The sequence below is a fragment of the Polynucleobacter sp. MWH-UH25E genome (genome assembly GCF_018687095.1).
GTDB lineage: Bacteria > Pseudomonadota > Gammaproteobacteria > Burkholderiales > Burkholderiaceae > Polynucleobacter.
In genome coordinates this window covers 750,520-767,281 of record NZ_CP061286.1, presented here as the reverse complement: position 1 = coordinate 767,281, position 16,762 = coordinate 750,520, and the positions used below count along the sequence as shown (strand labels likewise).

Sequence of the window (16,762 nt, the reverse complement as noted above, 5' to 3'; positions counted from 1 at the left end):
AACCCCTATAAAACAGCATTAAAGATATAACCAACCAATAAAATGCCCGTAGCCACGATGCTGGCGAAAATAATGATTAAGCGTAACTTGAGCACTTTTCGAAGAATGATCATCTCCGGCAATGACAAAGCAATCACACTCATCATGAAGGCCAGCACAGTTCCCAGTGCGGCACCTTTAGCCAAGAGTGCCTCAACAATCGGAATGATTCCAGCGGCATTGGTATACATGGGTACACCAATCAATACGGCAATAGGTACTGACCACCAAGCATCTTTGCCCATGAGACTTGCCATAAAGTCTTCTGGCACATATCCATGAATGCCGGCTCCCACAGCTATACCAACAATGATATAAGGCCAAACCTTGGCAACAATCTCTTTTACAGAGGCTTTACCTGATTCAATGCGATCACTTAGCGTGAGTTGATCATCGCCAATACTCGCTACTGCCTTTGGCATATTTCTGACCCAATCCTCAAGATAGTTTTCTAGCTTTAATTTGCCAATAACCCAGCCTGAAACGATCGCCACAGATAAACCCAAAATAAGATATAGACCCGCTACTTTCCAACCAAACATGCTGAACAATAAAGTTAAGGCAACTTCGTTGACCATTGGAGCTGAAATTAAGAAAGAGAAAGTAATGCCAAGCGGCACCCCGGCTTGAACAAAGCCAATGAATAAAGGAACGGCGGAGCATGAGCAAAAAGGAGTAACAATGCCTAGACTTGCGGCCATGATGTTGCCAACGCCTTCAGACTTACCAGCAAGAATGACCCTAGTTCGCTCTGGTGTGAAATAGGAATTAACCATACCCATGACAAATACTACAGCCGTCAAAAGCAATAGCACTTTAGGGGTGTCATAAAGAAAAAATTGGAGAGCTCCACCAAGTCGGGTTTGCCTATCAACTGGTAATAGCGAGACAAGCCATTCAGAGATAGGGGTCAATGATTCATAGAGGCCATACCAAATCAATATAGAAAAAACCAGAAAGGACTTAGGCCAAGATTTTGACGAAAGATTTAATACAGTAGAGGTCATTTTTTTAGCTTATACCCATTAGACATTTTTAGCTTGATTTATGTCAAACCTAAACATTCTTGGTTAATGATGTCGTTTTAAACGACAAATTAGGCGAAATATCTCTTCTGAATAGCTAAAGCCACCGACACCAACCCCACCATGATTGGCACCTCCACCAGTGGCCCAATTACCGCAGCAAAGGCGGCGCCTGAGTTAATACCAAATACCGCAATCGCTACAGCAATCGCTAACTCAAAGTTGTTACTGGAAGCAGTAAAGGACAGCGTACAACAACGCTTGTAATCCACGCCTAACTTAATAGTGATGAAAAAGGTTAATGCGAACATCACTACAAAAAAGACCAAAAGTGGAATGGCAATAGTTACTACATCCATCGGCAATTGGAGGATGAGATTACCCTTGAGACTAAACATCACCACAATCGTAAAGAGCAATGCTATCAATGTAATCTTGCCAATACGTGGCACAAAGTTGTCTTGATACCAGTCTTTACTCACAAACTTGAGCATCACATAGCGAGTTAAGAACCCTGCTACGCAAGGCACTCCAAGATAGATAGCAACAGTCTTAGCAATCTCGCCAATCGTGATATTGACCACCGAGCCTGCAAAGCCAAAATATGGCGGCAATACGGTTAAGAAGAAATACGCATACAGACTAAAGAACAGCACCTGAAATACAGCATTAAAGGCCACCAAGCCTGCGGCGTACTCTGTTGAGCCTTTAGCAATGTCATTCCACACAATAACCATGGCAATACAAGGCGCAATACCAATCAGAATCAGCCCTGCCATGTATTCAGGTTGATTGGGAACGAAAGTGATCGCCAATAGGAACATCAATGTTGGCGCAATAATCCAATTTAAGAGAAACGCTAAACCAAATACCCGCTTATCTTTAAATACATCAGGCAATTCTTCATACTTCACCTTGGCAAATGGTGGATACATCATCAATATCAAGCCAATCGCAATCGGAATATTAGTAGTGCCTGATTGAAATTGATTGATAAATCCCTCTACGCTGGGAACGAAATAGCCCAAACCAATACCAAAAGCCATTGCGGCAAAGATCCAAACTGTGAGGTATCTATCTAGGAATGAGAGTTTTTGTGTAATTTGGCTCATGATTTAGCGTGTATTTCTTTTAGGCTGATGGAATCAAGTTTGTCTAATGGCATTGAAGCAAGAATATCTAGGCGTTTCTTTAAACCGATCATTACCTCTTTAAATGCTCTACGCTTATCGTCGTCCGAACCTTTGACTTGTGAGGGATCAGGAAAGCCCCAATGAGCCGTTGCGGGCTTGCCCGGCCAGAAGGGGCATTGCTCGCCAGCAGCGTTGTCACACACCGTCACAATAAAATCCATCTTGGGAGCATCGGGCAACCCATATTCATCCCAAGACTTAGAACGTAACTTGCTCTCGTCATACCCCATCTCGATTGCTAACTCTCTAGCAAAAGGATTAACAGAGGTGCCGGGGGTAGAGCCAGCCGAATATCCAAAAAACAAGCCGCTTGGGTGAGTAGATGCCAGAGCCTCACCCAGTACTGAGCGAGCTGAGTTATGAGTACATAGAAAGAGAATGCTGTATTGCTTCATTTGGCTTTGGCTTTTTTGATTGAAGAAACTGGAACACAAGATTTGCCACCACAGCAGTTTTCCAATAGGAATCCACTTAAGTCTTGAACCAGCTTGGCATTTGGGCGATAGATGAGATTGCGACTTTGACGCTCAACCAATAACAAATCGGCACCAGCCAATTCTTTTAAGTGAAAGCTGAGAGTGGCATTGGGAATACCGAGTTTTTCAATAATCTGACTAGGCGTTAACCCAACATCCCCACGCTGAACAATCAGGCGAAAGATATTGAGGCGAGTTTCTTGTCCTAGAGCAAGGAAGGCATTAATAGCATCTGCGTTTTTCATATTTCCAATCATATGGAAATATATGTTTCAGCTTTGTGACAAGCGATGTCTCTTTAAACGACATCTAATGAAAGGGGAAGAAATAAAAATAGCCCAACAAGTGGGCTTTTGTGATTCTTGGTGGCCCGAGGCGGAATCGACTAGGGCCGAGGATGCTTAAAGACAGGGCGCCCATATTCCATTAGTATGTAGGTTGAGCAATTAATAACCATCCTTTGCGCCTCATTAATGGCAAAGAACGCTGTGCTTCAAAATCTTGTTAATCAAACAATTGTTGGCTTATCTAAAGCCTTAACCTTGCTCCCTTACAGTTTTTTAGTAAAACTTGGATACATACTTGGCACCCTAGCATCTATTATCCCGAGCGATCGCAATAGAGTGGTTCAGACCAATCTCAAGCTATGCTTCCCGGAGCTAGACGAAGCCTCTCTAGAGCAAATCGCAAGAAAACATTGGCAATTGCTAGGTAGAAGTTTGGTAGAAAAAAGTATTGTCTGGCACGGATCAAAAAAACAACTTCACAGGATGGTAGAAGTTGAATCGAAAGTGGATCTTTGTGATCGAAAAGCCCGCATTCTAGTTAACATTCATTTCACTGGAATTGAGGGTTGTATCGTTCTTAGCGCACTAGCGAAAGAAAATGGCTGGCCCATTACTTCAGGCTTTTATCAAAAAATGAAAAACGCATTCTTTAATCAAAAGATTATTGAATGGCGCAATCGATTTGGTGGGGATGCGATAGACCGCCAAGGCAATACCGCGAACCTGATTCGCAAAATTCGCAACGGCAATCTCATCATCATTGCTCCCGATGTGGACTTGGGTACCAAAGACTCCTCTTTTGTACCCTTTTTTGGAATTCCTACGAACACTATTACCGCTGTATCTAGACTCGCAAAAATAGCAGGGGCAGAAGTTTGCCTAACAACCACAACCCTCAAGGCCGATGGTAGCGGCTATATAACCACTATCCACGAACCACTGTCAGATTTTCCAACCGATGATTCAATAGCAGATACAGCTCGATTAAATCAACTATTTGAAAATGAAATTCGCAAAAGACCTGCTGAGTACTATTGGGTTCATAAGAGATTTAAAAATAGGCCCAATAACGAAATAAATCCTTATTAGACCCATCTCTAGATGACTAGAATCGTTTGATAAATTTGTTAGGGCTAGGCTGACGCTTTTCAATATGCCTAAAAGTGATGCGTCCTTTACTCAAATCATAAAGGGAAACTTCCAGGGATACTTTGTCCCCAGCCAAAATCCGAATGTGATTTTTCTTAACTCTGCCAGCTGTATAGGCGATTAACTTATGGCCATGATCGGTCGTCACTCGATAACGAGAGTCAGGCAAGATTTCATCAACCAAACCATCCATTTCAATTAACTCTTCTTTTGCCATTTAGTATTCCTTTAGATAAAAAATAAAAGCCCAGTCAGGCTGGGCTTTTGTGTGGTGACATTGTCACCTTTGCTTTACTTGCGGATTAAGCAATTTGAATATTGGATGCTAACTTACCCTTAGGGCCAGTAGTAATATCAAAAGTTACTGCTTGACCTTCAGCTAAAGACTTAAATCCATTGCTATTAATTGCTGAAAAATGGGCGAACAAATCCTCGCCACCAAGATCAGGGGTAATAAATCCGAAGCCTTTAGCGTCGTTAAACCATTTCACAATTCCGTTTGCCATATCTGACTATTCCTTAAAAAAAATAAAAAGGGGCTATGCCCCGTATGGGGCGAAAGTCAAGAATGGCGGGGGAGATGCTAAGAAGAACTATCGCAGAACTGCGGTATTAATTACTAGTACAACAACACTATTAGCTTGAAAATCGCTGAAGACAGTCTACTCTACTTATCCAATAAAGGGTGAAATAAATTGATTTCGCTCATTCAAGCGTCTCAGTGGTGTTTTCTTTGATACCTAATTCATCAAAAAGGATTTGGTATTAACAGAATCTTTATTTTTTACCTTCTAAACATAAAGTAGACAGCGCCAAGCAAACAAAGTCCCGCCCATATGTAATCCGTCTTGAATGGCTCGCCCATATAAAAAACAGCAAATGGCACAAACACACTGAGAGTTATGACTTCTTGTGCAATCTTAAGCTGACCCAATGAAAAATACTGAAAGCCTATTCGATTAGCTGGAACTTGAAAGACATATTCAAGTAAAGCTATTGACCAGCTCGCAAATACAGCAATCCACCAAGGCTTAGAGGATAGGTTCTTTAAATGGGCATACCAAGCAAATGTCATAAAAACATTGGAAAGCACCAAAAGGCTAATGAATGAAAATGGACCGAAGAAATTAGTTGGATTAGGCATAAGACAATCTTAATTAGTCTCTAGGGTCAAATAAGTTTGCGTCTTTATTAGTCAAGCAAATGCCCCGTCTTTACAAAGATCGTACACCCCTCTTTGCTAAAAGGTTGATGCAAGCTCATATGGGGACTTCTAATCCATGAGCCAGCAGGATAGCGACCATACTCATCTTCAAATACGCCATCTACAACGAATATCTCTTCTCCGCCGTAATGCTTGTGTGGATTGAAATAGGTTTGGGGAGCCCAGCGCACCAATGTTGATCCACTGCCCTGACGCATTAAAGGCAATACCGTGAGCCCAGGAACCATACCTTGAAACCAGGGGGCGGTCTTGGTATCCACAATCTCTCGTTCAACTTGCTCTTGGCCCAAGTGACGAAGTTTGACGAATAGGGTGCATCCAGTTTCACTAAAAGGCGCATGGGCTGATCCTGGCGGATTCATGATGTAAGTACCAGCGGAATAATCTCCGGATTCGTCGCTGAAGACCCCATCCAGTACAAATATTTCTTCACCCAAATCATGGGTATGAGCCTTAAAACGAGACCCAGGCTGATAACGAACGATGGAGGTAGCCTTGGCCACCTCATCGCCTATTCGCTCCAATAGACGTCTTTCAATGCCCGTCTCAGGGCTACTAACCCATGGCAGGTCATTCTGATTAAGTACCACTCGTTTGCTGTAGTCGGAATTTATATTCATTTAAGTTATTACAGGAAATTATGCAGCTCAAGCACTTGAACCTGTTGAAGTGTAAATAAAAAAGTGTCGTTTAAAACGACATCCGCCACCACTACCCTCCGCTCTGAGTCATATGATTACAGGGTTTCTTCCACTAAAGCCTTATATTTCGGTACTTTGCAGGCGGTGTGTCACACGGTGTGTGCTACGGCGAAAACCATGGTTTTCTAAGTTATTGATTTTATTGGGAAAATGGTTGGCAACCTAAGAACCTTACGAGTTATGATTCCGTCGCTCTAACCAGCTGAGCTAATTCGCCGAAGGTGTGATTGTAGCAAATCCGCCCCATTCTGTAACCGCCAAGCCCATAAACCGTAATATAGGCACATGAAAACGCCCTTCTCAAAAATACTGAGCTTGTTTATTCTTCTCGCTTTTGCATCCTCGGGGGCATTTGCCGCCCAGATCTTCATCACCAACTATCCATCGGAGGCAAATGCCAAGGTTTTCGTAACTAAGTATCAGTCTGAGGCCAATTGCATTATTTATGAGACCCAATACCCCAGTGATAACGATCCTGGCGTGTGGTTTTATACAAAATATAAAAGTGATGCACGCGCGGTTATTTATTACACCCAATATAAATCGGATGCGGACCTCGTCGTCTATTACACAAAGTACAAGAGTGATGCCCGGTGTCGCTATTGATAACGGCGATTTAGAACTCAACTAATGAAATTACTTTCAATCTCCTCCGGCAAGGTGATGCCTTTATTTGGTAATCATCATCCAGATTACAAATCCGTTCCATCTGCGATTCGCAAAATTAGCGTCAGCAATTTAGAGAACACTGAAAAAATTCAAATTGGCAAGCTTGGCATTCAAGGTGACGAACAAGCCGATCTCAGCGTGCATGGCGGTGTTGAAAAAGCTATTTATGTTTATCCAGCAGAACATTACGCGTTTTGGAATGAACTACTTACTCGTGAAACCAAAAAACCCACCGCACTTCTACATGGCGACCTTGGAGAGAACTTCACCATTGAGGGCCTACTAGAAACCGAAGTCTTTGTTGGTGACAAACTGGAAATTGGTGAATTGCAATTCGCTGTCACTAAATTACGCGAACCATGTTTTAAATTCAATGCAGCCCTTGGCTACAGGGGCGCTGCTAAGGCCATGGTGCAATCGGGCTATAGCGGCTGGTACTTACGGGTGCTCAACACAGGGATGATCTCTGCAGGAGAGAAGATTCGGCTAATTCCCGGCCCTAGAGATACCTCTATCGCCCAGCAAAACCAAAACCTTCTCGCTAAGCGCAATCAAAGAGATCTCTGGGACTGAAATAAAAAACCCGATCATTTCTGATCGGGTTTAACTTAGTGCAGATATTGACTACGCATTAATCACGCGCATAAATATCCACGTCTTTGGTCTCACGGACAAACAGTGTGCCGATTACTAAAGTAATAGCAGCAATGATGATTGGGTACCAGAGACCGTAATAAATATTACCGTTCTGCGCAACCAAGGCAAAGGAGATGGTTGGCAATAAGCCACCGAACCAACCGTTACCAATGTGGTATGGCAATGACATAGAGGTGTAACGAATGCGGGTTGGGAACATTTCAACCAACATCGCTGCAATTGGGCCATAAACCATGGTCACCAAAATCACTAAGTAAACCAACAAGAGCAATACAGCAACATAGTTAATTTGTGCTGGATCCGCTTTAGTTGGATAACCCTCTTTGTTCAAAGCTTCGCGAATGGCTTTCTTGAATTCAGCATCTTTTGCCTTCGCTTCAGCAGGATCAATACCTTTAGCTGAGTAGCCTGGAATTTCAATATCACCGATTTTCACTACCGCTGTAGAACCAGCTGGGCCAGGAACAGTGCTGTAGCTAGCAGAGTTTGAAGCCATCACTTGTTTTGCGATATCGCAAGAACTAGTGAATTTCGCTGTACCTGTTGGGTTGAACTGGAATGTACATTCATTCACATCAGCAGTAATTGTTGCTGGTGCAGTTGCCATCGCTTTTTCCAACGCTGGGTTAGCGTAGTGAGTCAAAGCATTAAAGACGGAAACTGGGGTGTTTGGAATGTAAGTAATAACAGCCAATAACAAGCCGCCCATGATGATGATCTTACGACCAATCTTGTCTGACAAGCTACCAAATACCACGAAGAATGGTGTGCCAATTACCAATGAAGCGGCAATCAACAAGTTCGCAGTCTTTGCATCCACCTTCAATACCTGGGTGAGGTAGAACAAAGCGTAGAACTGACCGGTATACCAAACCACTGCCTGACCTGCAACCAAGCCAAACAATGCCAAGATAACAATCTTCAAGTTCTTCCATTGACCGAATGACTCAGACAAAGGAGCTTTAGATAATTTGCCTTCTTCTTTCATCTTCTTGAAAGCTGGTGACTCATTCATGGACAAACGAATCCAAACAGAGACCGCCAACAATGCGATAGAAACGATGAAAGGAACACGCCAACCCCAAACATCAAAGTCTGGACCTGTGAATTCACGCGTGAACAAAATCACGAGCAAAGATAAGAACAAACCTAAAGTAGCTGTAGTTTGAATCCAAGCTGTGTAAGCGCCACGGCGGCCATGAGGAGCGTGCTCTGCAACATAAGTCGCCGCACCACCGTACTCACCACCCAAAGCCAAACCTTGAAGCATGCGTAATGCGATCAAGATGACTGGAGCAGCAACACCAATGGTTGCATAGTTAGGCAAGATACCCACGATGAAAGTAGCGCCACCCATCAATAAGATGGTTACCAAGAAGGTATATTTACGTCCAATCAGATCGCCTAAGCGACCGAATACCAATGCACCAAATGGGCGCACAATGAAACCGGCAGCAAATGCTAACAAGGCGAAAATGAACGCTGAGCCAGCATCAAGGCCCGAGAAGAATTGCTTAGCAATAATTGCTGCAAGTGAACCGTATAAATAAAAGTCGTACCACTCAAAAACCGTTCCTAAAGAAGATGCAAAAATAACTTTGCGTTCCTCAGCGGTCATTGGGGCTGCTTTATGCGCTGTTGACATCCGTAGCTCCTAACTATTTTTATTGAAATAAAAAACAACGGATTGATTATGCTGTGAAAAAAAATGAAGAAATCCATCACTTAGGGTAATTCCTCATCAATTTGGATGGGGGTTTTCCCGAGAAAGTACAAAAGCAATTGCGTTAAAGCAACAAACATTCGCCTGATGTCTAATATCAATAAACACTTATATAACTAGGGACAAAATAACCATGCAACCAAAATGGGGAATTAGAGGGATGGCGGTAGCGCCTCACTCTCTCGCATCTGAATCTGCTTTGGCGGTACTTCGTGAAGGTGGTAATGCACTTGAGGCAATGGTCGCTGCAGCAGCAACGATTGCAGTCGTCTACCCACATATGAACTCTATTGGCGGAGATTCTTTTTGGGTTATTCATTCCCCTGGAAAAGCCATGGGCGGAATTGATGCGTGCGGTGCCGCTGCTGGCTTAGCGACCAAAGACTGGTACAGAGAGCGCGGCATTACCAAAGCGATTCCATTTAGAGGCCCAGTAGCCGCCAATACTGTTGCAGGAACCATTTCTGGTTGGGGCGCGGCCCACAAACTTTCCAAGCAAGGCTTGGGTGGCAAGATGCCACTATCAAGATTACTTGCAGATGCTATTCACTATGCCGAAACTGGCGTGCCTGTTACCCACAGCCAATCCAGCCTCACTGCAAAAAAACGTGAAGAACTCAAATCAATTCCAGGATTTGCTAAAACATTTTTAGTCAATGGCAATGCGCCAGCTGTTGGCAGCATATTCAAACAAGCTCGTCTCGCAAAGATATTACGACAGATTGCCGAAAAAGGAACAGATGATTACTATCGCGGTGAACTTGCAGAGTTAATCGGCAAAGAACTGACTGATATTGGCAGCCCTCTTCGATTGGCTGATCTTCATCGCCATCATGTAAAGCTGATTGACCCCTTGGAGCTCAAACACAGCATGGGTAATGTCTACAACATGATTCCGCCAACGCAGGGCGTGGTTTCACTGATGATTGTTGGCATCTTGGACCAATTAAACCTAAAGCGCTTCAAGGTTGATAGCGCTGAATATGTGCATCACTGCGTTGAGGCAACCAAGCAGGCATTTAAGATTCGTGATCAATTTGTTACGGACCCCGCTTACATGGCCAAGAATGCACAATCATTCTTGGCCCCAGCGTTTCTGAAAAAACTCGCCAAGAATATTGATCCCAATAAAGCCTTGCCGTGGGGTCAAGGTAAGGGCCCCGCCGATACCATTTGGATGGGCGTGGTTGACGGCGACGGTAATTGTGTTTCCTTTATCCAAAGCATTTATCACGAGTTTGGTGCAGGCATCGTTCTGCCAAAGTCTGGCATTAATTGGCAAAACCGTGGTTGCAGTTTTTCTCTAGATCCAAAAACACTAAATCACCTTGAGCCCTATCGCAAACCATTTCACACACTGAATCCAGCAATGGCTTTATTTAAAGATGGCCGCTCAATGGTTTATGGAACTATGGGTGGTGATGGTCAACCACAAACTCAGTGTGCGGTATTCACACGCACCGCTACTTATGGGCTTGATCCGCAAGATGCAATCAGTCGTCCTCGCTGGCTATTAGGCCGCACTTGGGGGCAAACGAGTGACAGCCTCAAACTAGAGTCACGCTTTAGCCCATGGGTCGCAAAAGAGTTGCATGCTTTGGGCCACGAAATCGAAATGCTTGATGCATTTGATGAGACGGTTGGTCATGCAGGCTGCATCATTCGCGAACCTTCAGGCACCTTACGCGGAGGCTGGGATCCGCGTAGTGATGGCGCAGTTAGCGCGTTTTAGTAATAAACAATTTGGGTACGCGCAGATCCCAATGAATGGCGGCTGCGCGTAATCCAAATATTCCCAACATGCAAAGAACTGAACCCTCAATTGCATACTGAGGAAGAAAGTTCAAAATCAAGACGTAAGCGCAACACCCAAATGTCACTGGGATAGCGTAGAGCTCATGCGACATGATGAGTGTTTTTCTTCCAGCCAAAACATCCCGAATTAAACCACCGCCAATTGCGGTAATGACACCCAAAATCACCGGGGCAACTGGTAAGCCATAATTCATACTCCAAGCTTTGTCTGCACCCTGTATTGCAAAAAGCGCGGCACCGAAACCATCGATATAAAGCATCCAACGATATATTTGCGGCTGCGTAAAAAATGACTCGGCAACAAAAGTCAGAACGCTTGCTCCCAAAGCAAGCCATACATATATTTGATTCTCAGACCAGAAAATGGGGGCTTCCAAAATAATGTCGCGAATGGTTCCGCCACCAATCGCAGTAATTAAGCCTAACACCAACACGCCAAAAAGATCGACTCCGCGATCCGCAATCGCCAATACGCCAGTTACGGCAAATGCCATGGTTGCGATCACGCCGACCCAAAACTGAATATGTTCCATAGGAATCAGTCTAAATCACTTTAAATAAACTCCATCCAAATTTACCGCCCTGAATATACTGAGGACAATCTGTTAAGCAAAAATATAAGATGAACACGAAATCGAATTCCACACCCAAGCTCTATAGTTTTTGGCGCAGTTCAGCCGCCTTCCGCGTTCGCATTGCTCTCAATCTCAAAGGCATTTCCTACAACATCATTCCCGTGCACCTCACAAAAAATGGTGGTGCCCAGTTTGATCCAGATTACTCAGAAAAAAATCCAACTCACTTAGTGCCGCTTTTTGAAGATGGTGCAGCAAGCATTCATCAATCACTGGCCATCATTGAATATCTGGAAGAAACCCATCCTATCCCACCCCTCTTACCCTCATCGCCAATTGATCGTGCTTGGGTTCGCTCTTTAGCAATGGATATTGCTAGTGATATTCACCCTATCAATAATGTCCGCGTTCTACGGTATCTATTGAAAAACTTGGGCTGCAGCAATGAGTCAAAAGATATTTGGTATCAGCACTGGATTCAATTGGGTCTCAATAGTCTGGAGAAGCAATTGAGTACTGATTCTCGAGTGGGGCGATTTGCCTATGGTGATCAACCAGGGCTTGTAGAAATTTGTTTAGTGCCGCAATTATTTAATGCCCTAAGTAGCGGCATGGATTTGAGCCCATACCCAACTCTAGTGAAAATACTGCGTGAGTGCTTAAAACTACCTACCTTTATTGATGCCTCTTGGGAGAAACAAATCGATGCCGAAGGCTCAAACCCCAGCATTCCACCACAAGAATAATGACAGTGTTAGCAAAGAGCCGACCGTAGTAATTAATACGACCCGCGAAATCACACTCCCATCAGCCTTGTAATATTGAGCCAACATAAAGGGTCCCGTGCCTGTTGGAAGAGCACTCAAAATCACAATGGCATTTAACCAAAGAGTCGGCAAATTCAGAATGGGGCCAGCAATAAACCAGGCTATAAGAGGCTGCAGAATCAGCTTCGCGACACTAATGCTCCATGTTTGACTAACAGAAGCCTTACTTTTTTGCAGCAGAAATAATCCGATAGATACTAAAGCGCATGGCGTTGCTGCGGCTGCCAAGAAAGCAATGACTTGAGCAATTGGATCGTATAGGGACTGCCCAGAAGAAGCCCATGCCAAGCCAGCTACTGGGGCAACTAACAATGGATTGGCGCAGAGGGACTTCAACACACTGAATAAAATTTCATGAGGTTTTTTATGGGACAAGATATCGATCTCGATTAACACGGTCACTAATGCAAACATGACAAACACAATAAAAGTAGAAATGATTGCTGGGGCTATACCTTCCTGACCTAACGCAAGAGCACAAAGCGGTATGCCCATGTAGCCCGTATTTGAATAGGATGCACTTAAGCCATTAAAGCTTGCTGCTGCCAAATCTCTTTTCTTGGAATAACTAATACCAAGCACTAGCAAAAAGACGATGAAACAACTAAAGAAAAAGGCGGCAATAAAACCTGGCTGCCAAAGAGTTTGCCAACCGCTATTGGCTGCAAAATTGAATAGCTGCGCAGGAAGTGCCAACCAAACCACAAAACGATTGAGCTCAACTGAAGCACTTTCCCCCAATTTCTCGGTGCGACCACAAACATACCCAATCAGTATGAGCGCAAAAACTGGAAGGACTACATTAAATACGTAGAGCAAAGGAGTACTTCGGCAGAATTAAGAAATCTTTTTTAGCGTCTTCTGGTAGCGTTGCGCATTTTTGACGTAGCGCCCCGCTATCTCGCCAATACCTGAAATTTGCTCAGGCGTTAAAGCTTTAACCGCTTTTGCAGGCGAGCCAATGATCATCGATCCATCAGGAAATTCTTTACCCTCAGTAACAAGAGCGCCAGCACCAACTAAGCAATGCTTGCCAATTTTTGCGCCGTTCAGAATCACCGCACCAATACCAATCAAGCTTCCATCACCAATTTGACATCCATGCAACATCACTTGATGCCCAACAGTCACATTCTTGCCAATGGTGAGTGGGTATCCAGGATCGGTATGTAGAACAGATGCGTCTTGAACATTACTGCCTTCGCCAACCTGAATCAAATCGTTATCACCGCGGATAACGACCTTGGGCCAAACGTTTGCATCTTTATGAAGCTGCACTTTGCCGATAACTTCAGCGCTTTCAGCAACCCAAGCACCCTCAGAAAGTTGAGGTGCATTTCCATCCAGTTCAAATATAGCCATGACCCATTATAGGTATGAATCAGGCTATATCACTATGGCTCTTGGAATTACTTACCAGTTAGGCTCACGATCTGGAGTTGAAGAAATGCGGTGAACACTCAAGTCTGCGCCTTCAAACTCTTCCTCATGTGACATCCGAATACCGATGATCGCCTTCAGTGCACCGTAGACAACAAAGCCACCAACCAGGGCAATGCTTACCCCCATCAAACTACCAATCAGTTGGCCCGTGAAAGTAATGCCGCCGATTCCACCAAGCGCCTTCGCGCCAAAAATGCCGGCAGCCAATCCACCCCAAAGTCCACACAATCCATGAAGAGGCCAGACACCCAACACATCATCTAACTTCCAACGGTTTTGGACTAAGGTAAACATATACACAAATAAAGCACCAGCAACCAAACCAACAAATAAAGCGCCCACTGGATGCATCAAATCCGACCCAGCACAAACCGCAACCAATCCTGCGAGTGGTCCGTTGTATGCGAAGCCAGGATCATTACGTCCAATCACCCATGCAGCGAGTGTTCCACCAACCATTGCCATTAATGAATTCAATGCAACTAGACCACTGATCTTATCGATTGTCTGCGCGCTCATCACATTAAAACCAAACCAACCTACTGCCAGAATCCAAGCGCCTAATGCCAAGAATGGAATACTAGATGGCGGATGCGCAGAGATTTGCCCTTCTTTGGTGTAACGGCCACGACGTGCGCCAAGCAAGATAACTGCTGGCAATGCAATCCAACCACCAACAGCATGGACAACTACTGATCCCGCAAAATCATGGAACTCTTCACCAGTTAAATCCTTGATCCACGCCTGAATGCCGTAATGCTGATTCCACGCAATACCTTCGAAGAAGGGGTAAACAAAACCAACCAAAACAAAAGTAGCGACCAATTGAGGATTGAATTTTGCTCTCTCAGCAATACCACCAGAAATAATTGCAGGAATTGCAGCAGCAAAGGTAAGGAGAAAGAAAAACTTCACTAACTCGTAACCATTTTTTTCAGCCAGCAGTTCCGCACCTGAAAAGAAGTTGACTCCGTATGCAATGCTGTAACCGATGAAGAAATAAGCAATTGTTGAAACTGCAAAATCAACCAAGATTTTTACCAAGGCATTCACCTGGTTTTTCTTGCGTACAGTACCTAGTTCTAAAAATGCAAAACCAGCATGCATAGCAAGCACCATGACGGCGCCCAGCAAAATAAATAGAGCATCACTGCCAGATTTCAAAATTTCCACTTGTTTTCCCCTTTTATTTTTTGCATCATTATGGGGAGAAAATAAACCAATTAAGGTGCAATATGCACATTTTTAGTGCATATACCCTCTAGAATGATGGTTTATGATCAATTTACATTCACTTAAGGGAGAACCCATGAAGAAAGTCCTGATTTTTTTAGCCGCTATCACAGCGTTTTCTGGCTTGGCACAGGCACAAAGCAATGCAGGCGTTAAGGTTCTCAGCACTCAGGAACTAGTAAATGTTTGCAAATTACCGGCAAGCCCAGAATCCAGAAGCTTTTGTATTGGCTACTCAACTGCAATTTATGACACTTACTTGGCTACGCGTCATCCTCAGCGCGCAAAACCATTTATCTGCGTAAAACAACCTGCTCCATCCCGCGATGAAGTCATCGCTGATTTCGTGAAGTTCGGACAAGAGAACCCGCAAACCGCTGACAAACCAGCAGCCGGTGTTTTCTTAGGTTTCTTGGCAGCGAAGTTCCCTTGCGCTAGAAAATAATCCGATCAATCTACTGAACTCAATTTAATTTAAAGGATCTGTTGATATGAAAAAAATTATCGCGATTACTGCAGCAACTATTGCAATTACCGGCTGCTCTAATATGAGCAATACTGAACAACGCACGCTCTCTGGCGCTGGTATTGGCGCTGCAGCTGGCGCTATTGGCACTGCCATTTTCCATGGCAACCCAATCTGGGGTGCAGTTGGCGGCGCAGCTGTTGGTGCGGCATCAGGCTACATTTATGATTCCTACAAAAAAGAGCAGGCATCTGAATACAACGCCGGATACAACGCTGGAAAAAATAACAAGCCAGCAAACTCACCAAACTAATTACAAGTTTATCTAACGCCTACTTATAGCGTTGCCGCAAAAACTACCCAGCTTGTATTAGCTTACAAGCTGGGTTTTTATTTGGATATCCCCTGCTAATGCCTTATGTATTGGACATTTATTCGCAATTTCAATTAAGCGGTTTTTCTCTTCTTCGGTAAGGTTACCTTCTAGTTGAATGTCACGCGTGAATATCTCAACATCATTTGCTCGCTCAATATCCACAGTCACAATTGCATTCTTTAGATTCATCGACTTACGACCCGCATACATTTTTAATGTCATACTGGTACACGCCGCTAATGCTGCACCGAGATATTCATGAGGTGTAGGGCCGGTATCCTGGCCCCCATTACTAGCGTAAGCATCAGATAGAAAATGCAAATCACCTGTCTGCAACTTCTGCTGTAGTGGTCCGTCCCCAAACTGCGAAACTACTTTTCTCATACTGTCTCCAAATTAGATTAGTTATTCATTAGCAAAGCTTAACTCTTTGATGATTTTGATGGCTTCTCTGCGACCGGCAAATTGGCTTGTTTCCAAGCGCTAAATCCACCTTCTAAATGACAGACATCAGGAAGGCCCATGTCTTGTAATGTTTTTGTAGCAAGAGCAGATCGCCAAGCTGAAGCGCAATACAAAATGAAACGCTTGCCCTCACCAAAAATGGGTTTGTAGTATGGACTGTCCGGATCCACCCAAAACTCCAACATTCCGCGCGGAGCATGCAAAGCACCCGGAATCATTCCTTCCCGCTCAAGCTCTCGAATATCGCGAATATCTACAAACACCATATTGGAATCCTGTAACAATTCTTGCGCCTGATTTAGGGGAACAGTTTCAATTTCCTCCATCGCGCTATCAATTAACGCTCTGTAACCAATCTTTAATTTCACCAAAATCTCCTAAAGTGACAATTCTCTTTATTTTTGAGTCACCTGCTAAC

The 16,762-nt window shown here is 44.0% G+C and carries 22 protein-coding genes; 7 read left to right on the top strand and 15 right to left on the bottom strand.

Features of this window, described 5'->3' with window-relative positions:
• Nucleotides 1–5: 5 nt before the first annotated feature.
• From ICV39_RS04145 to ICV39_RS04130, 4 genes are all read right to left on the bottom strand, one after another.
• On the bottom strand, nt 6–1,046 hold the full coding sequence (locus ICV39_RS04145; RefSeq protein ID WP_215390609.1) for a permease: 1,041 nt from the start codon (nt 1,044–1,046) through the stop codon (nt 6–8).
• Between the two features lie 89 nt (nt 1,047–1,135).
• Nucleotides 1,136–2,176, bottom strand: coding sequence for an ACR3 family arsenite efflux transporter (arsB, locus tag ICV39_RS04140; RefSeq protein WP_215390608.1), 1,041 nt, complete (start codon nt 2,174–2,176; stop codon nt 1,136–1,138).
• Entirely contained in the window at nt 2,173–2,652 is a 480-nt protein-coding gene (locus tag ICV39_RS04135) for an arsenate reductase ArsC (RefSeq protein WP_215390607.1), read from the bottom strand. The genes arsB and ICV39_RS04135 overlap by 4 nt, the downstream gene beginning before the upstream one ends.
• A complete protein-coding gene (locus ICV39_RS04130) occupies nt 2,649–2,978 on the bottom strand; it encodes a helix-turn-helix transcriptional regulator (RefSeq protein ID WP_215390606.1) in 330 nt (109 codons plus the stop codon). The genes ICV39_RS04135 and ICV39_RS04130 overlap by 4 nt, the downstream gene beginning before the upstream one ends.
• A 228-nt stretch (nt 2,979–3,206) precedes the next feature.
• On the opposite strand from ICV39_RS04130, the gene ICV39_RS04125 reads away from it, so the two are divergent.
• Nucleotides 3,207–4,109, top strand: a complete 903-nt coding sequence (locus ICV39_RS04125) for a lipid A biosynthesis acyltransferase (RefSeq protein WP_251372732.1) — start codon at nt 3,207–3,209, stop codon at nt 4,107–4,109.
• A 16-nt stretch (nt 4,110–4,125) separates the two neighbouring features.
• On the opposite strand, the gene infA is transcribed toward ICV39_RS04125, so the two are convergent.
• The 4 genes from infA to ICV39_RS04105 form a co-directional block, all read right to left on the bottom strand.
• Nucleotides 4,126–4,386 (bottom strand): translation initiation factor IF-1, encoded by a 261-nt coding sequence (gene infA / locus ICV39_RS04120; RefSeq protein ID WP_215390605.1) that lies wholly within the window; start codon nt 4,384–4,386, stop codon nt 4,126–4,128.
• Between the two features lie 85 nt (nt 4,387–4,471).
• Entirely contained in the window at nt 4,472–4,675 is a 204-nt protein-coding gene (locus ICV39_RS04115) for a cold-shock protein (protein ID WP_215390604.1), read from the bottom strand.
• Between the two features lie 278 nt (nt 4,676–4,953).
• Nucleotides 4,954–5,313 carry a DMT family protein gene (locus ICV39_RS04110; RefSeq protein WP_215390603.1) on the bottom strand — a complete coding sequence of 120 codons (360 nt, stop codon included), beginning with the start codon at nt 5,311–5,313 and terminating at the stop codon, nt 4,954–4,956.
• Nucleotides 5,314–5,360: 47 nt separating this feature from the next.
• Nucleotides 5,361–6,014: a cupin domain-containing protein gene (locus ICV39_RS04105; protein ID WP_215390602.1), complete on the bottom strand. Its 654-nt coding sequence runs from the start codon at nt 6,012–6,014 to the stop codon at nt 5,361–5,363.
• A 366-nt stretch (nt 6,015–6,380) separates the two neighbouring features.
• Between ICV39_RS04105 and ICV39_RS04100 the strand changes: the two genes are divergently transcribed.
• Both ICV39_RS04100 and ICV39_RS04095 read left to right on the top strand, forming a co-directional pair.
• On the top strand, nt 6,381–6,701 hold the full coding sequence (locus tag ICV39_RS04100; protein ID WP_215390601.1) for a DUF6150 family protein: 321 nt from the start codon (nt 6,381–6,383) through the stop codon (nt 6,699–6,701).
• A gap of 24 nt (nt 6,702–6,725) precedes the next feature.
• The gene (locus ICV39_RS04095) at nt 6,726–7,337 is read left to right on the top strand and encodes an MOSC domain-containing protein (protein ID WP_215390600.1); all 612 of its coding nucleotides are present in this window, start codon (nt 6,726–6,728) and stop codon (nt 7,335–7,337) included.
• A gap of 58 nt (nt 7,338–7,395) precedes the next feature.
• Here the strand turns inward: ICV39_RS04095 and ICV39_RS04090 are convergent, their stop codons facing one another.
• Nucleotides 7,396–9,066, bottom strand: coding sequence for an MFS transporter (locus ICV39_RS04090; RefSeq protein ID WP_215390599.1), 1,671 nt, complete (start codon nt 9,064–9,066; stop codon nt 7,396–7,398).
• A 211-nt stretch (nt 9,067–9,277) separates the two neighbouring features.
• Here ICV39_RS04090 and ggt point away from each other — a divergent pair, with 211 nt between their 5' ends.
• Nucleotides 9,278–10,876 carry a gamma-glutamyltransferase gene (gene ggt, locus ICV39_RS04085; protein WP_215390598.1) on the top strand — a complete coding sequence of 533 codons (1,599 nt, stop codon included), beginning with the start codon at nt 9,278–9,280 and terminating at the stop codon, nt 10,874–10,876.
• Here the strand turns inward: ggt and ICV39_RS04080 are convergent.
• Nucleotides 10,863–11,492, bottom strand: a complete 630-nt coding sequence (locus ICV39_RS04080; RefSeq protein WP_215390597.1) for a trimeric intracellular cation channel family protein — start codon at nt 11,490–11,492, stop codon at nt 10,863–10,865. The genes ggt and ICV39_RS04080 overlap by 14 nt on opposite strands.
• Before the next feature lie 89 nt (nt 11,493–11,581).
• Here ICV39_RS04080 and maiA point away from each other — a divergent pair, with 89 nt between their 5' ends.
• Nucleotides 11,582–12,280 carry a maleylacetoacetate isomerase gene (gene maiA / locus ICV39_RS04075; protein ID WP_215390596.1) on the top strand — a complete coding sequence of 233 codons (699 nt, stop codon included), beginning with the start codon at nt 11,582–11,584 and terminating at the stop codon, nt 12,278–12,280.
• Here maiA and ICV39_RS04070 read toward each other — a convergent pair.
• The 3 genes from ICV39_RS04070 to ICV39_RS04060 are packed head-to-tail and all read right to left on the bottom strand — an operon-like array spanning nt 12,251 to nt 14,977.
• Nucleotides 12,251–13,180, bottom strand: a complete 930-nt coding sequence (locus tag ICV39_RS04070; RefSeq protein ID WP_215390595.1) for an AEC family transporter — start codon at nt 13,178–13,180, stop codon at nt 12,251–12,253. The two genes, maiA and ICV39_RS04070, sit on opposite strands and share 30 nt — an antisense overlap.
• Nucleotides 13,181–13,198: 18 nt before the next feature.
• Nucleotides 13,199–13,723 carry a gamma carbonic anhydrase family protein gene (locus tag ICV39_RS04065; protein ID WP_215390594.1) on the bottom strand — a complete coding sequence of 175 codons (525 nt, stop codon included), beginning with the start codon at nt 13,721–13,723 and terminating at the stop codon, nt 13,199–13,201.
• 51 nt (nt 13,724–13,774) lie between these two features.
• Complete coding sequence (locus ICV39_RS04060; protein ID WP_215390593.1) at nt 13,775–14,977, bottom strand: ammonium transporter; 1,203 nt, start codon at nt 14,975–14,977, stop codon at nt 13,775–13,777.
• 136 nt (nt 14,978–15,113) lie between these two features.
• Here ICV39_RS04060 and ICV39_RS04055 point away from each other — a divergent pair, with 136 nt between their 5' ends.
• Both ICV39_RS04055 and ICV39_RS04050 read left to right on the top strand, forming a co-directional pair.
• The gene (locus ICV39_RS04055) at nt 15,114–15,482 is read left to right on the top strand and encodes a Rap1a/Tai family immunity protein (RefSeq protein WP_215390592.1); all 369 of its coding nucleotides are present in this window, start codon (nt 15,114–15,116) and stop codon (nt 15,480–15,482) included.
• A gap of 46 nt (nt 15,483–15,528) precedes the next feature.
• Complete coding sequence (locus ICV39_RS04050) at nt 15,529–15,816, top strand: glycine zipper family protein (RefSeq protein WP_215390591.1); 288 nt, start codon at nt 15,529–15,531, stop codon at nt 15,814–15,816.
• Between the two features lie 57 nt (nt 15,817–15,873).
• Here ICV39_RS04050 and ICV39_RS04045 read toward each other — a convergent pair whose 3' ends face one another.
• Together ICV39_RS04045 and ICV39_RS04040 are read right to left on the bottom strand one after the other, a co-directional pair.
• Nucleotides 15,874–16,263, bottom strand: coding sequence for an OsmC family protein (locus ICV39_RS04045; protein ID WP_215390590.1), 390 nt, complete (start codon nt 16,261–16,263; stop codon nt 15,874–15,876).
• A 38-nt stretch (nt 16,264–16,301) separates the two neighbouring features.
• On the bottom strand, nt 16,302–16,712 hold the full coding sequence (locus tag ICV39_RS04040; protein ID WP_215390589.1) for a rhodanese-like domain-containing protein: 411 nt from the start codon (nt 16,710–16,712) through the stop codon (nt 16,302–16,304).
• Nucleotides 16,713–16,762: the final 50 nt, after the last annotated feature.

What these genes read in the sequence shown, in the direction of transcription:
- ggt (WP_215390598.1), top strand. Translation starts at nt 9,278, where the DNA reads ATGCAACCAAAATGGGGAATTAGAGGGATGGCGGTAGCGCCTCACTCT.
- ICV39_RS04095 (WP_215390600.1), top strand. Translation starts at nt 6,726, where the DNA reads ATGAAATTACTTTCAATCTCCTCCGGCAAGGTGATGCCTTTATTTGGT.
- ICV39_RS04110 (WP_215390603.1), bottom strand. Translation starts at nt 5,313, where the DNA reads ATGCCTAATCCAACTAATTTCTTCGGTCCATTTTCATTCATTAGCCTT.
- ICV39_RS04130 (WP_215390606.1), bottom strand. Translation starts at nt 2,978, where the DNA reads ATGAAAAACGCAGATGCTATTAATGCCTTCCTTGCTCTAGGACAAGAA.
- ICV39_RS04135 (WP_215390607.1), bottom strand. Translation starts at nt 2,652, where the DNA reads ATGAAGCAATACAGCATTCTCTTTCTATGTACTCATAACTCAGCTCGC.
- ICV39_RS04125 (WP_251372732.1), top strand. Translation starts at nt 3,207, where the DNA reads ATGGCAAAGAACGCTGTGCTTCAAAATCTTGTTAATCAAACAATTGTT.
- ICV39_RS04115 (WP_215390604.1), bottom strand. Translation starts at nt 4,675, where the DNA reads ATGGCAAACGGAATTGTGAAATGGTTTAACGACGCTAAAGGCTTCGGA.
- ICV39_RS04145 (WP_215390609.1), bottom strand. Translation starts at nt 1,046, where the DNA reads ATGACCTCTACTGTATTAAATCTTTCGTCAAAATCTTGGCCTAAGTCC.
- ICV39_RS04080 (WP_215390597.1), bottom strand. Translation starts at nt 11,492, where the DNA reads ATGGAACATATTCAGTTTTGGGTCGGCGTGATCGCAACCATGGCATTT.
- infA (WP_215390605.1), bottom strand. Translation starts at nt 4,386, where the DNA reads ATGGCAAAAGAAGAGTTAATTGAAATGGATGGTTTGGTTGATGAAATC.
- ICV39_RS04065 (WP_215390594.1), bottom strand. Translation starts at nt 13,723, where the DNA reads ATGGCTATATTTGAACTGGATGGAAATGCACCTCAACTTTCTGAGGGT.
- ICV39_RS04100 (WP_215390601.1), top strand. Translation starts at nt 6,381, where the DNA reads ATGAAAACGCCCTTCTCAAAAATACTGAGCTTGTTTATTCTTCTCGCT.
- ICV39_RS04050 (WP_215390591.1), top strand. Translation starts at nt 15,529, where the DNA reads ATGAAAAAAATTATCGCGATTACTGCAGCAACTATTGCAATTACCGGC.
- ICV39_RS04090 (WP_215390599.1), bottom strand. Translation starts at nt 9,066, where the DNA reads ATGTCAACAGCGCATAAAGCAGCCCCAATGACCGCTGAGGAACGCAAA.
- arsB (WP_215390608.1), bottom strand. Translation starts at nt 2,176, where the DNA reads ATGAGCCAAATTACACAAAAACTCTCATTCCTAGATAGATACCTCACA.
- ICV39_RS04055 (WP_215390592.1), top strand. Translation starts at nt 15,114, where the DNA reads ATGAAGAAAGTCCTGATTTTTTTAGCCGCTATCACAGCGTTTTCTGGC.
- ICV39_RS04045 (WP_215390590.1), bottom strand. Translation starts at nt 16,263, where the DNA reads ATGAGAAAAGTAGTTTCGCAGTTTGGGGACGGACCACTACAGCAGAAG.
- maiA (WP_215390596.1), top strand. Translation starts at nt 11,582, where the DNA reads ATGAACACGAAATCGAATTCCACACCCAAGCTCTATAGTTTTTGGCGC.
- ICV39_RS04105 (WP_215390602.1), bottom strand. Translation starts at nt 6,014, where the DNA reads ATGAATATAAATTCCGACTACAGCAAACGAGTGGTACTTAATCAGAAT.